The 14,709-nt window shown below is 32.4% G+C and carries 9 protein-coding genes and 1 pseudogene; 3 read left to right on the top strand and 7 right to left on the bottom strand.

The genetic code is table 11. The features are described from left to right. Nucleotides 1-26: 26 nt before the first annotated feature. The 3 genes from OM075_RS15785 to OM075_RS15775 form a co-directional block, all read right to left on the bottom strand. Nucleotides 27-3,197: a SusC/RagA family TonB-linked outer membrane protein gene (locus tag OM075_RS15785; protein WP_301191502.1), complete on the bottom strand. Its 3,171-nt coding sequence runs from the start codon at nucleotides 3,195-3,197 to the stop codon at nucleotides 27-29. A 21-nt stretch (nucleotides 3,198-3,218) separates the two neighbouring features. Continuing rightward, nucleotides 3,219-4,664 (bottom strand): glycoside hydrolase family 76 protein, encoded by a 1,446-nt coding sequence (locus OM075_RS15780; protein ID WP_301191501.1) that lies wholly within the window; start codon nucleotides 4,662-4,664, stop codon nucleotides 3,219-3,221. A 63-nt stretch (nucleotides 4,665-4,727) separates the two neighbouring features. After that, nucleotides 4,728-6,554 (bottom strand): carboxypeptidase-like regulatory domain-containing protein, encoded by a 1,827-nt coding sequence (locus tag OM075_RS15775; RefSeq protein WP_301191500.1) that lies wholly within the window; start codon nucleotides 6,552-6,554, stop codon nucleotides 4,728-4,730. Nucleotides 6,555-6,873: 319 nt separating this feature from the next. On the opposite strand from OM075_RS15775, the gene OM075_RS15770 reads away from it, so the two are divergent. After that, nucleotides 6,874-9,375, top strand: coding sequence for a Kelch repeat-containing protein (locus tag OM075_RS15770; protein ID WP_301191499.1), 2,502 nt, complete (start codon nucleotides 6,874-6,876; stop codon nucleotides 9,373-9,375). Between the two features lie 246 nt (nucleotides 9,376-9,621). On the opposite strand, the gene OM075_RS15765 is transcribed toward OM075_RS15770, so the two are convergent. Continuing rightward, the gene (locus OM075_RS15765) at nucleotides 9,622-11,469 is read right to left on the bottom strand and encodes a T9SS type A sorting domain-containing protein (protein WP_301191498.1); all 1,848 of its coding nucleotides are present in this window, start codon (nucleotides 11,467-11,469) and stop codon (nucleotides 9,622-9,624) included. A 180-nt stretch (nucleotides 11,470-11,649) separates the two neighbouring features. After that, nucleotides 11,650-12,183, bottom strand: a pseudogene (locus OM075_RS15760) (RagB/SusD family nutrient uptake outer membrane protein). 434 nt (nucleotides 12,184-12,617) lie between these two features. Here OM075_RS15760 and OM075_RS15755 point away from each other — a divergent pair. Continuing rightward, entirely contained in the window at nucleotides 12,618-13,253 is a 636-nt protein-coding gene (locus OM075_RS15755; protein ID WP_301191497.1) for a hypothetical protein, read from the top strand. A gap of 43 nt (nucleotides 13,254-13,296) precedes the next feature. Beyond that, complete coding sequence (gene tnpA / locus OM075_RS15750; protein ID WP_301191496.1) at nucleotides 13,297-13,521, top strand: IS66 family insertion sequence element accessory protein TnpA; 225 nt, start codon at nucleotides 13,297-13,299, stop codon at nucleotides 13,519-13,521. A gap of 47 nt (nucleotides 13,522-13,568) precedes the next feature. Here the strand turns inward: tnpA and OM075_RS15745 are convergent, their stop codons facing one another. Continuing rightward, nucleotides 13,569-14,102 (bottom strand): transposase, encoded by a 534-nt coding sequence (locus OM075_RS15745; RefSeq protein WP_301191495.1) that lies wholly within the window; start codon nucleotides 14,100-14,102, stop codon nucleotides 13,569-13,571. Continuing rightward, entirely contained in the window at nucleotides 14,095-14,529 is a 435-nt protein-coding gene (locus tag OM075_RS15740; RefSeq protein WP_301191494.1) for a hypothetical protein, read from the bottom strand. Before OM075_RS15740 ends, OM075_RS15745 begins: the two co-directional genes overlap by 8 nt. Between the last annotated feature and the right edge of the window lie 180 nt (nucleotides 14,530-14,709).

Here is a 14,709-nt window from a genome sequence, read left to right as displayed (position 1 = left end):
ATTTTTACAATAACCTCACACAACAATTAGAATGTTAATGACAATCCCATTGTATATGTTTTACTTAATGGGTATAATCTTCCTAAGTCATCTGAAGGATGCTCTGGATCTACAAATTTCACTCCTGTAATCGTAAATAGGTTATATGCATTTGCATAAATTCTTAAATCCATATTAGGTATAACTTTTAGCTTAGGTATAGTATATCCTAATTCAATACTTTTAAGACGTAAATAAGCAGTACTAACCGTATTAAATTCAGAATTAGCATAAGGATAATTCCCTGTATATGCGTAATACCCACTAACCCACTCTGTGGAAGGATCATACGGATCTGCAGTTGGATCTACAGGATGCCAACGATCTAAATATTGAGTAAGTGTACCACCACCGTTACTTCCCCATATACGGTAAAGAGGTTCTTCATACCTCATTGACCCTAAAGCTGATCCTTGTAAAAGCAGATTTAAATCAAAATTTTTATAGTTACAATCAACTCCAAAACTGAAATTAAGCCATGGTGTTTGATCATATGCAATAGGATGTTCATCTTGAGAGTTAATCTCTCCATCTCCGTTCCAATCTAAATATTTATAATCTCCAGGAAGCGTACTATTCTCCTTGTAAATATCATAAGTCCATATATCTTCCCAACTAGTATACCTTCCAGCAGACTCATACCCCCATACGATTCCCTGATACCTGTCATTTAAATTATCATTACGCCATTCGTCATAACTATTGCCATATGAGTTATTTTGAGCTGCAGTTAAATACATTTGACGAGTTATTGTACCAATAGCATTTATTTTATAAGAAAAATCGCCTATCCTATTTCGGTGAGTAAGTTCTAACTCCATACCATAATGACGGTCACTATTTAAGTTCTCTCGAGGTGCAGTAGCACCTACAATTGTAGAAAGCGCTTCTGTATTACGCGCAAACAGCCCTTCCCTATGACGGTCAAAATAATCAAATGAAAATCCAAACAATCCATTCCATGCTTCGAAATCTACACCGATATTAACAGTCCGAGAAGTGAACCAAGATATTTGTTCGTTAGGCAATGCTAAAGTAGAAACACCATATACAAATTCATTTCCAAACAAATAACCCGGAGCATACTGATTGTAATATCCCTTTTCTGCATTACCACTAGTAGCAGGATACGTATAACCAGTTGCCCAATCGTATTCTAAAGAACCATCATCTCCTAATTCTCCATAACTAGCCCTAACCTTTAGTTGGTCAATAAATGACAATGCCGAAATTGATTTAAATATAGGCTCTTCTGATATCCGCCATCCCAAAGATACAGAAGGAAAAAATCCCCACTGATAGCCATCTGCAAATTTTGAGGAACCATCATATCTAAACTGAAACTCTGTTATATACCTATCTAAAAATGTATAATTCAACCTTCCAATTGCAGCAGAATTTGCAAGTTCATATATATCATTACTACCACTACTCATTCCCCCCTTCTGTCCTTCATCTTCCCCTGCAAAAAGATACTCCATAGCAAATGCAAGATTTCGTTGTGCATAGAAATTATCTCCTACCCTCTTAGACATTTCATAGCCAAACATTGCCGACACATTATGTTTATCTTTAAATGTACGGTTATAATTCAATAAAATTTGGCTAAGTTTTTGCTCCTTATTATAAAACTCACGCCTTAATTGATTTGGAGAACTAACATTATACAATTTTGAGTCATATGTATCCGTCAAAGAATTATAGGCATATTGATAATATTCTTTACGATATATTTTATTGTTATTTAAACGATAATCATAACTAAAAAGAGCTTTTGCGGATAATCCCTCCAAAGCCTTATGAATGGTACCAAAATCATAATTAAGCGAAATAGATGACTGGAAATATTTCTGCTTGTACTGCCTATATCCAGAAATATCAGATGTCATTTTAGCCACCGTATTTTCTTCTAAATCCAATCCTTCATAATTAAGCATTGTATTTTCATCATCAGCATATGCAGCATATAAAACTCCTTGTCTCCAATAGTTTCTAATTATATCTGATGAAGTTGAATATGGGTTATTCTGAACATCTGCAATACCACTTAATTTAAGATCCAAGGTTAAACCTTTTGTTAACTCAGAAGATATATTCGAGCGTATATTATATTTTTTATAATTTAAGTCACCAGATTTAAAAAAGCCTTCTTGGAAAAGGTATCCCATACCCATATAATACTGGGTCTTATCATTCCCTCCAGAAATACTAACGTCATGTTGATGCTGTGGAGAGTAGTCTGAGAAAATTAAGGAATTCCAATTAGTAGATTTCTTGGTACCATTAGTATAAGCTTCAAAATCCTCTTCAGTATAAATGATACTACCGCCATTAATATCATTCATTGATTGCTCATTATATAATGTCATTGCGTCCAATGCATCTGCAAGCGTTGGTAATCCTGAAGGCTTTTGGAAAGTATATGAACTATTATAAGTAATCTTTACTCCCTCTCCCTTAGTTCCATTTTTAGTTGTAACAAGTACAACTCCATTTGCCGCTCTTACTCCATATATTGCTGCTGAGGCATCTTTTAATACTGAAACATCTTTTATATCACTTGAATTCAACCTTTGAAATTCCTCCATGGTACGCGGGATACCATCAATAACAATTAAGGGAGTTCCTAAACCTCTAATATCAAGACTATTATTATATGAACCTGGTTCTGCACTTTTTTGCCATACACGAACACCAGCTACGCGTCCTGTCAACATATTTTGAGGATTTTCACTTTTTGTTTGTCTAAGTTCGTCTCCTTTAACTGCAACAACAGATCCTGTTAATGTAACTTTTTTAGCAGTTCCATATCCAACAACAACTACATCTTCTATCCCCATAATATCTGATTGCATAACAACATTAGTTATTAAACTAGTGACCTTAACATCTTGTGTCTTAAAACCAATAAATGAATATTGAAGTATTACATTTAGTTCTGGAACTTTTAAACTATAATTACCTTCAACATCCGTTATTGTGCCTAAAGTAGTATTTTTCACAACAATAGAAGCTCCTACAATTGGCATATTATTCTCATCTGTTACATTACCTTTTATTATAACATTTTGTGACAATACTGTTATAGGAATAAAAAATAGTAGAAATAATGTACAATACAAAAGTTTTATAACTTTTGACATATTATTGTTTTTCATAATTTTAAAATTGATTCTTGGTTATTTATTTAATTCATAACAAGACAATAATGCATATTCAGAAGCAAAAGTGAAATTGAACATAGCCTCAGTTCTATTATTACTACTAACTTGGCTCCAACCAACAAGTAAGTTAGTGGGTAAAAAGCCATTATACAGAAAATTCTCATAACCATAATCTAGGTTATCCTGAAAACTATTAATAAAAAGGCTTGCATCTTGATGATATGAAAACATATCTAAATATCCTCTCATTAAAACGCAATTGAACCAATTATTAAAACCTGTAATACTGTATGTAAAATAGCCAGGTACGGTAGTTCCTAATTTTGCAAAATACTCAAAACTACTATCAGAAAGTTTTTTGCCATCCTCAAGATAAATATTGTCGCCTGTCACCTTATATAAATATGCCGCACCAGAAATCATGGTACCACTATTATATGAATATGCTGGCCCAATGCGGTCAGGACACGGATTAGCTTTTCTATAGGTAAATCCATTAATCACCTCAAACTGAGGCCCATTCCCATAAAAACCACCCATAAAATCATCATAGACCCCATCAGACCTTAATAGTGCATCCTTTTGCCAGAAATAAATCTTTTTCGCAAAATCTAAGTAATACTCCCCCTTATTAACATATTTCAACCTCCTGGTTACCTTATCACTAGGATCAATGTAGAGCGCCGCTATTTCCTCACTTTTATTTTCATATATTTCATGCAATAACACGAGCGCTGAAATTAATGGGCTATTACTACAAGCATGTTTGCTTGTATAACCAGGCCCCCAAGTAATTCCACCATATTCATTACCATTATTATCTAATGTACAATCCCATCCATCTAGAACATAATCAGTTAAATATTCTGCTTTTTCTAAATACTCTATCTCTCCAGTTAGTTCATATGAATCAACTAATTCACGAATCAACCACATTTGGTCATCATATACATTTAGAATTCCATCAACCCCAGCACTTCCTATAGAATTACTTCTATTCACACCATAAACAGACCATTGCTTTGTTTGGGTATAAGACGTTAATTTAAAAGTACCTTCGTAATAGTCTAAATTTTCATACAAATCACTTAACATCGATGAATAGTGATCAAAGTATAAAGTATACAATTCTGTATTCCCATTATTTTTTTGCTCCAGTAATCCTTTCAAGATTGAATTTGCTGCTTCAATAGCACTTGTATACATCCATACACTACCTATATCGTCAGACTTTGTTTCTGTATATGGATTATAATATCTTGCCATTGCCATACCAGAGCCAGTAAAATGCGCAGAAGCAGCATTATCAAAAAGCTCCATAGCACGTACTAAATTTCTTTCTGAAGCACCAGTAACTATCTCCTCTTCCCCATTACCTTTAACAACATCATCATCCTTACATGAACTTTCAAATATTAAAAGTAAACAGCAAACTATTAATGTATTAAACTTTACCATCATACTGCTATTTTAGAAGGCTGTTTAAAGGAATAATAAAACTCCAATAAACAGCCCTTCAATAATTTAATTAAAATCAATATTATAAATACATAGTTTATTTTCTCCTGTTTCAGCAGCACCATTATAAACCCCAAGCGCAACAATAACATTTTCCCCATTAAATTGAGATAAATCGTACACAAATGAGGCAAATCCTTCAGGATTATCAGCACCACCATCTCCATGGATCATTTTCCAACATCCATTGTCAGCAGCAGAAGCATCTTGTGCTGTATTTGATTGTGGTTCTATATGTGTAACTGTACCATCCTCTTGAATTACAGTAAATTTAAAATAAGTGTAATTTTCAGTTGAGAAGTTACGTGTTTTAAAGGTCAATTGATTATTACCTGCGGTAATTCCAAATTTCCCATAAAAATATGATTCAGGTATATCCAAATCAACTTCAGGAGTATTTCTTGTTTTAATTATATATCCTTCAGAAGGAAATACTTCCGGGTCTTTTTTAATTGGCATAAAAGCCCATTCTTTTGCAATATGGTTAATATCTCTCCAAGATTGATAAGCATCAACATATGCATCACGGTTTCCACTTAGAGGGCTAATGCCTGTAAAACTAGATTTTGTATGAACCATCGTTGAACGCACCATCTCTTCTGTTAGCTTCCATCCTGAAATTACTTCTGTCCCAGGTAACCAGACTGTTCCTTCAACCTTTGCACTAGCGAATCGGATTGCACTAAGTACTAACTGCTTATAATAATCTCCGGTAGCCTGGCGGTAAATACCAACAGCAATAACAACCTCTTTATTTACATAATCACTTAGGTCAAAATCAAAATCTGCATAATCAGATGACCCATAAGTTTTTGTTTCACCAATTTTTACTGCGGTAGGCTCAGCGTTGTTTAAGTCTATTACTTGAACACCAAAATATGCAGGGGCTGCTTCATCGGCATTATGAGTCCTTACTCGTAAAGAAAGTATTTTATTATCTTCTGTAATTAACTTACTTCCATATACATATGAATCAAACACATCTAAATCTGCAGGATTTGTTTGGTCTACATCTGTATTTCTGATTTGCAATGTTGTTCCTTCATTTTGCTCTTCCCAAAATCCAACAAAATCTAGAGTACAAAGATAATCAGTTGACCAATCCCAGTGAGGATAAGCACCATTACTATTTCTGCCACCAGTATACTCATTATAATACCATAAATCAGCTGTAGTTAAATCACTTGCTGTCAAACCACGAAGTAACTCAATACCTCCCAATTCTGCATCCAATGTGGCGATACCATCAACAAAATCACCAGAACTAATATCTCTTGATACAGTCGCATATCCAGAATAAGTATATGTTACTGTATAATCCTGAATTTTTAAACTCTCAATAGAATAAGTCCCATCTTCTCCAGTTGTAACAGTACCAGCAGCACCAATGCTAACTGTAACCCCAGCCAAGGCAGCCCCACCATTTTTGGAATCAGTCACAGTACCAACTATTTTAGCACTGGCATTTTCCATTGAAACATCAACAGTGGCAACATTATCAGTACTAAATTTACTTGTTAAAATGGTTACACTTGTACTTAACCAGCCTTCTTTTGAAAATGAAACAACATAAGAGCCTAGTTTTACATTAGAAATGGTATAAACACCATCGCTTCCTGAAGTAGTAGACATATCTTCCACATCAACACCTGACAATATTACTGACACATCAACCACAGGCTCGCCAAATTCATCGGTAATTACACCAGTAATGGTACCTAAATCGACAGCGATCTCAAGATCATTATCATCTTTACAGGAATTTAGAGACAAAGTAAATGCCCAAAACATTAAGAATCCTAACAGATAATTTAATAATTTAACTTTTTTCATGATTAACTTTTTTTGTTAAAATTTGCTTTTTTTAAAATCTTGAATGATTTCAGCATTATTTACAAATCCATAATGCTTAGTTAATTCAAAAAACAAATGTCGAACATCACGGATTAAAAAAGGGGATTAATAAAGGGTTAATAGCTTATTTATATTATTAATCCTTAAAATATGTTTAAGTTTAAGTAGGTAATTAAACAATTTCAATCTTTAGTTTTGGCTTATTCTTTTTTTTGTACTTTTGTACAAGTAATACAATACTTGTCATTATACAACATAGACAATCTATTCAACAGTTAAAATAGGATCAACTGCAACTATGGCTTTACTAATTAAACTACAATATATACCATTACTAATTTTAAGTTTTTTAACATATCAACAAAATGTCATAACAGGCCTTAAATTTAAAGGAAATGAAGAACCAATTAAAAATAGGGGATCATACAACGTTTTTAATAACTATGAAATTAATTTTTTAAATTACTTTGAAATAGAATTTGATATTGCAGTATATACATCTTCTGAATTTGGCTACATCCTCAGAATAAAAAATAAAAATATTCCTAAGATATATAATCTCTTTTGTGAAGAATTAGGTGAGGATTTAGTGTTTAAATTGAATGAAGAAGGTATTAGAAACCTGGCCTCTATCAGAATAAATAAAAAAGAACTAATTGCCTCTAATTGGTTTAAAATATTCCTAAGATTTGACCTGAAAAATAATGAGATTCAATTAAAAATAAAAGAACATGATATTGTGGCTAAAAACACAAACCTGCCGAATACGTATACTCCAGAAATCATATTTGGCAAAAGTGACCACCTAATTGATGTTCCTTCTTTCGCAATAAAGAATCTCTCTGTAGGAAACAAGTTAAGATATTTCTTTCCCTTACGTGAAAGCCATGGCAATATAGTCTATAGCCAAAAAGGAAAAGCACTTGGATATGTTTCCAATCCAGAATGGTTGATAAATGAGGCTTATAATTGGAAAAAAGAGGTGTCATTTAGCTCGAATAGCGTCGCTGGGGCGAACTTCAATACCTTGAGAGATGAACTATATTACTTTAACAATGATTCCATAACAATATATAATGTTGTAAATAAGACAACTGAAGTAACCAAGTTTAGCATTCCTTGTCCGGTAAAAATGTTACTAGGAACTAACTTTTTGGATGCTGCAAATAACATCATCTATGACTATGAAGTATATTATGACTCAATTTATGCAGGCCCAACAGTTGCAAGCTTAGATATAAGTACTTTAAAGTGGTCTACTCTAAGTTATGATAAACTTCCAACACAATTACACCACCACGGGTCATATTATGATATAGCGAAAAAACAATATATTTTATTTGGGGGCTTTGGCAATATGCACTATAGCAAAGACTTTAATGCCTTTGACATAAATTCAAGAAAGTGGAAAACCCTTCAAAGTTTTCAAGGCGATGTTATCATGCCTAGATATTTCACAAGTATGGGTTACTCAAAACAGAATGACTTACTATACGTTTTTGGAGGAATGGGTAATGAGTCCGGGGAACAAATTTTAGGAAGGCAATATTTATATGACTTACATAGTATTAATTTAAAAACAAAAGAAATCAAAAAGCTTTGGGAGATTAAATGGGAAAATAATAATGTTGTGCCGGTAAGAGGTATGCTATTACTTAATGACTCTGTTTTTTATACATTATGCTATCCCGAACACTTTACAAATTCATTTCTAAAACTATATAAATTTTCAATAAATGATGGTAGCTATGAAATTCTTGGAGATTCAATCCCTATAAAATCAGATAAAATAAACACAAATGCCAACCTTTATTATGATACTAATATTGGTAAATTATATACTATAATTCAAGAATTTGGCAAATATGATATAAAATCAGAATTAAAAGTATACTCCATATCATACCCCTCTATTACAGCCAACCAATTATCAAAATTTCCGAATAATAATAGTAAGTTATCACTCATTAAATATTCGATATTAATAGGAGGTGCTATCATTATTATCCTTCTTGTATTTCTGCTTATAAGAATTCAAAAAAAGAAGCAAGACTTTAAAAACCAAGTAACACCAACAAAAAAAAGGCGAACTATCCCTCAAATACCTAATGCGATATATTTATTTGGAAATTTTACAGTTTACAACAAAAAAAATAAAGATATAAGTTACATGTTCAGTACAAGATTGATTGAACTGTTCTGCCTTGTTATGAAAGAAAGCCAAATAGAAGGAATATCTTCCAAAAAAATTAGTTCAATATTATGGCCCTATAAAGAAAAAGACAAAATAAAAAATATTAGAGGAGTAACGATAAATAATTTACGTAAAGGTTTGGCAGAAATTGAAGGAGTAGAATTAATTTACAATAAAGGGTATTACCTTATTAAACAATCAGATGTTTTATATTGTGACTATATCAGATTAATCCAAATAATAAATGAGAATCAATTCGAGAAAAATAAAGAAGAATTCTTTACTATAATATCAAGAGGTAAGTTTTTAAAAGGTTATGACCAACCACTTTTAGACCAATTTAAAGAATCAATAGAAGCAAAAATAGAACCTTTTATTATATCAGAATTAGAAAGAAGTTACGCAGAAAAGAACTATCAAACAACTATTGAAGTTGCAGAAACAATGTTTAATATAGACCCCATAAATGAATTAGCAATCGAATATTTGGTCAAATCTTTACAAAAGCTAAAACGTAATGATGAAGCATTAATAAGACAACAAGCGTTTCTGATAGATTATAAACAAACAATGGGATATGATTTCACTAGCAACTTTAAGCTATAACAATTTAAAATAACAATAAGTATATTACAAATAAAATTTCTATAAAAGAAATTACATCAAAGTTGATTAACCCTCTATAATCGCCTACAATTCCCAACAACTACAACCAATTTTGTGGTAATTTCCAAAAGCAAATATGAAAATACAATCTATTAACAATTCATAACTAGCAAATTAAAACGGACACATTCAATTCGTTTCCACATCCATCCACTTATGAATAAATATTATTTACTTTGTCACTTTTTATTTTATTATTTTTCTATTCTCTTGCACCTTTTCTCCTGATACCTGTATAACGTACGTTCCTTTCTTAAATGCTTCAATGTTTAAAATGATTTCACAGGAATCGTAAGGAATGTTCATAGAAATAATTTCCTTTCCTTTTTGATCAATTACTTTTAATTGATCAAAAAGCCCTTTCGTGAAGCAAACGTTCACGTCATCTTTACATGGATTCGGAGAGACACTTAGAGAAGAGGATTCAAAATTATTTGCATCACCTATAGAAACATTTGTAGGATCCTCCATCCCATGATACTCTCTAAGCAACTGAAATAAGTGGTCTGGACGAACAACCTCGTAATTGGAATTAAGTGAGTTTGCCACATTTTTAAAGGTTGTTGGCCTTGCATTTTGCCAAGGTTGACTTTGAATAATTACAAAACGAGGTTCAGAACCATCCCAGCCTGCAGCCCTTTCTGAAATTGCACTTTCCATAGTTGCTTCATCCCAACAATAATTACAAGCTAACCCCATTCCAGGTAAACTATTATTATACACAGTTAATCCATCACTTGTATTCTGAGATGTTAAACCTAGTATTGAAGGGGCATAATCAGCATAGGCCTCCCCAACATTTTGATCTATACCACCGGTGATGGTATTCCATATAGTTATAACACGTAAACCAGCTCTTTTAGTGTAATCTTCAGTTCTCACAACAAACTGTTCCAACTCACTTTGATCAACAAAATCGTTTGGATAAACATATGCTAAACCTGAAGGTCCACTGATCAGCATATCATTATCAGTAGCAGTTTGCCAATAATAATTTAAAGCTCCCGGCATAGCATCCATCATAGCCGGTGACACAGTCCATCCTATAGGAACAGATCCACGGTCTGGGTTGTTCCAAAGTTTTCGCATTAAATGTTCAACATATTGCAAGTTATCCCCATCACTTAAAATAAAAGCCACATAAATTTTGTTTTCCAGAGTAGGTTTTTCCGGTATGTCTTTTAAATTTACTTTTCTTGAAGTTCCACTATGTAATGTTAAATTGCTACACCAATCGCTTGCAATCGTTCCAACTCCATAGGCCGAACCTCTTGAAACCCCAGCGCCCTCTTCTGGCCACCACCCCATATAATTGGCTCCAACTGGCATTGAAGATAAAAAATTATTTAATAACGCACTTTCATCTATAATTTCAGGATCAAGCCAAATCACAGCAGCTCCCAAGGATGTAGCATATTCTCTTAAGGCTGCTTTGTGAGAGGTAGGATCTAAACCTAAAAGTAAACGTTTATCAATATTTGGCCAGTACTCATTATATAGTGTTTCATAGACTTGTAATTTACTGCTAAACACTCCTTGTAAATCCTCTAAAACAGGTAAATTATATGGAGGTTCGCTTAGTGTTTCAGCTAAAGTTGGCGAAACAATAACAGCATTAAGGCCATTAGCCATTGTTGTTGCTAAATTTACTGTATGAATCTGATTCGGGTCATAAATAATCAAACCTGAAATTTCACTCATATATTTAGGAAGTAAACTCCATGGGTCTGAATATTCATTCCAACTTAAGCTCAAAGATTGAAGCCATGTATATTGCCCTTCTGCATAAGCATCACCCTCATATGAAAATATCCGAGGTTGAGTCCTATTCACAATACCCTTTAACGAAGCGAAAAAATACAGTTCATCGTCAGAAAGGCTTCCATTTAGATAAATTAAATCCTGTGTTTGGCCTGGCAATGGAAAAGAAGGCAGAATTTGATCAGATGGCCAAGATATTTGAGCATTAGATATACAAAAGATGAATTGTACCATTAAAGCCAGTCCTAATTTATGCATTCGTTTTTCATCCATAATATTTTATTATAAAATTCAAACATATATTAAAAACAAATGATCCTTATTTATTCCTCAATAAAGCCTATGAATATTTCCAGGCTTAAATACTCATATAAATACTAAAGTTAGCATTAAATAAAAATTTCTCATTTTTCATAGAATGTTAATTTAATACTTATAAGTTTCCAATTATTTCTATTCTGCCCAATATGGTGATTGAACCAAATTTGGATTTTTATCAATCTCACTTTGATAAATTGGAAACCAATAGTACTTTTTATAATACACTCTATTCTGATATTGTGTACTAACAAAGAAAGCATTAGGATTTGAAGATTCTTCAGATTATTCATTCCCAGAAAAATTCATACCGTAAAAACCACCATCCAAGGATTCTTCAGCCTCTTTCCATCTACGTAAATCATCGTATCGATTACCTACGCCACACAGCTCCCCCCTGCGTTCCCTCCGAATAAGTTCACGTATTTCTTCTTGGTTATTTAAATCTATCTCTATAGAGCCATCCTGTTGTACTGTTGCATATTGAGGAATACCTGCGCGTTCTCTTATTGCATTCAAATAGGTAAGTATTTTAGAATTGCCAGGATCTTCTTCATTCAATATTTCACAGTAACTTAAAAAAACCTCAGCCAATCGATAAACTATCCCAGGCCTATATGGATAAGCTCGATTTTTCGAATCTGAATTTGGATGTTTCTTTTTTAACATTGCGATTAATAAAAAAAAGAAATTCCTTAATCCTTATTTAGTCCATTCTTTAACCCCTCGCAACTACTTTTAACATTTGTTTTAATGCATTAACAAAGTCCTAATTTTACAAATAGATACTAAATCTTTCCAATAAGCAAATTACAGAACATCTGGATTACTTGGTCAGAAGAACTATATATATCATCAATTAACGATTTATTGAATTAAAACAACCACCTGTGATCAATATAATAAATCATCATTTCTAACATTAGAAAAGCAAAAATATTACTATGAAAAAACTTATTAACACACTTCCTCTTTATATTTTATTAACTGATTTTTTGCATGTACCATAAAGTGTTGATTATCAACAAAAAAGAAGCATGTTTTATTTTATTAATCCGATAATTATCAGTAAATTAGAGGTGTTACATTAAAAAAACAAAGACATGCTTCAGAATAAAAGTACAAAAGTTTTTTCAGAGACAAATAGCTTTTTCAGTTCAACAGAAAAAGGAATTTATAGAATAATGGAACTTTATAGGACATTAAACTTACACCGATTACAATTGGGGCAACAAGAAATGCCGCAATCTACTTTTCGTAAAGGTGACATATTATTGGGGTTATTACTGTTTCCTATCTATTCTATATCTAACGTTTACAGCTACAGCACTAGCCATCTAAGTAAAACCATTGAGGCTCAAAAAAACACTTTTTACCGTTTTAAAAATGATTTCAACATTAACTGGCGTTCCGTTGTTTTCAAATGCAACAAAGTTCTACTGGGCAAGATAGAGGAATGTGCAGACAATAATACAACATCACTAAAATGCTTAGTGTTTGACGATACAGATTTTGAGAAGTCTACTTATAAAACAGAACACATCAGTAAGATATGGTCACATGTAAATCATTGTCGGTTTTTTGGTTTTAAAGGACTGTTCTTGGGTTTATGGGATGGGAAGAGCTTTTTTGCTTTGGACTTTTCTCTGCACAAAGAAAATGGTAAAAACAAAAAGAAGCCCTTTGGCCTTACAGCAAAACAACGACAAAAGGTAAGCCTCCGAGCAAGTACATCTTGAAAAATAATTAGCGAATCCTTTATTTTGTGTGCAAACAAAACTAATGGAAATTATGCAAGAAAAGATGTTTGCGTTGATGCAAGAATGGGAATCGGGTGATCAAAGTCCCAGGGAGTTTTGTTCCTCCCACATCATAAAAGAACACATTTTCTATTACTGGAGAAAAAAGTACACAAAAAGCAAAGCACCTTGTGAGGAAGGGTTTGTTCCATTAAATATTGGTACCCAAGGCAGTCTTGATGTTCCGATGGTAGAGATTGCTTATTAGAAGTGTTCGGAAGAATTTTAGAGGTAGGCGAAAATGTAAGTAAAAAATCATCGAAAAAATAAAGCTGGGTCACCTCCACATTGTTTTACTACCATTGCCATAATTAAATCATTTAGTTCAAATGCAATACGCCTAACTGCTGTTTTAAATCCCACATTATTAAGCTTCTTGTATATCATAATTAGCATTGATACTATTAAAGTAGAATACATCATTACTTTAATTCCATTAGTGCTTGTCGATCCGAGATGCTTGAAGTTTAGTTCTTGTTTTAAAAAACGGAAAAACACTTCAATATCCCATCTTCGTTTGTATATTTTTATAATCTCTTCAGCAGGTAAATCAAATATATTTGTAAGTACATAACTATACTTTTCTTTTTTTGTATTGTAAGTAGTTATAAGCCTAAACTCTTGAGGTAGAAACTTTCTTGTGTTAGGCTTACCCAATAAAACAATTTTATCTGTTTCTATTTTTATGTTTCCAATCTGTATGCCTTCTTCTACTGAGTTTGAATCAATTTCCTTATAACGACTATCCAACTTTAGTTTTGAAACAAATGAAATGCCTTCTTCAACCATTTGGGTAAAACTTTCTCTTTTTTGAACAATTAAACACTAATGGGGCCATGGTTTTATCTTCGCTTAAACACTCTTGCGTATTATATAGCACTGTATTACATGGTAAAATTCCATCATACCCTACAGTATATTTTACTTGTTTCCGACTTTCCCCTGATTTTTTTTTCTTGCCGACTGTCATACCTTTTTTAATTTTGTTGGCAGTCTCTGCGACCATGGTTGAATCTACCCTTATGAGTTTATGATCTTCCTGTTCTTTATCACTATAAAGTTGACTATATACTTCATAAAAAAGCATATAACATTTTTCAAAGAATTCTAGATTGATTACACTTAGTCGTTCTGAAATAGAATTGAACTTTACTGTTTTTGATGTGTCAAAATTGAACAAAAACTTAAACTGAAGACAATTAAAGATATCTTCCATTGTTCTTAAGCTATTTCTTTTTTGCTCAATCAGAGAATACAATATTAAGTAAAGTAAGCTTTTACCATCTAGTATTTTAGTATAGTAACTCGTTGTGTGAATTAAATAATAGAATAAAAAAAGTGCATGCTTTTGGAATTTAGTATTTTAAGGTTGCGAAACAAAAAATATTAAAACCTC

The sequence above is a fragment of the Plebeiibacterium sediminum genome (genome assembly GCF_026013605.1).
Classification (GTDB): Bacteria; Bacteroidota; Bacteroidia; order Bacteroidales; family Marinilabiliaceae; genus Saccharicrinis; species Saccharicrinis sediminus.
This window is presented reverse-complemented; position numbering and strand designations above follow the sequence as displayed.

Coding starts and splice junctions, on each gene's coding strand:
- OM075_RS15785 (WP_301191502.1), bottom strand. CDS start 3,197: ATGAAAAACAATAATATGTCAAAAGTTATAAAACTTTTGTATTGTACA.
- OM075_RS15780 (WP_301191501.1), bottom strand. CDS start 4,664: ATGATGGTAAAGTTTAATACATTAATAGTTTGCTGTTTACTTTTAATA.
- OM075_RS15775 (WP_301191500.1), bottom strand. CDS start 6,554: ATGAAAAAAGTTAAATTATTAAATTATCTGTTAGGATTCTTAATGTTT.
- OM075_RS15770 (WP_301191499.1), top strand. CDS start 6,874: ATGGCTTTACTAATTAAACTACAATATATACCATTACTAATTTTAAGT.
- OM075_RS15765 (WP_301191498.1), bottom strand. CDS start 11,469: ATGGATGAAAAACGAATGCATAAATTAGGACTGGCTTTAATGGTACAA.
- OM075_RS15755 (WP_301191497.1), top strand. CDS start 12,618: ATGCTTCAGAATAAAAGTACAAAAGTTTTTTCAGAGACAAATAGCTTT.
- tnpA (WP_301191496.1), top strand. CDS start 13,297: ATGGAAATTATGCAAGAAAAGATGTTTGCGTTGATGCAAGAATGGGAA.
- OM075_RS15745 (WP_301191495.1), bottom strand. CDS start 14,102: ATGGTTGAAGAAGGCATTTCATTTGTTTCAAAACTAAAGTTGGATAGT.
- OM075_RS15740 (WP_301191494.1), bottom strand. CDS start 14,529: ATGGAAGATATCTTTAATTGTCTTCAGTTTAAGTTTTTGTTCAATTTT.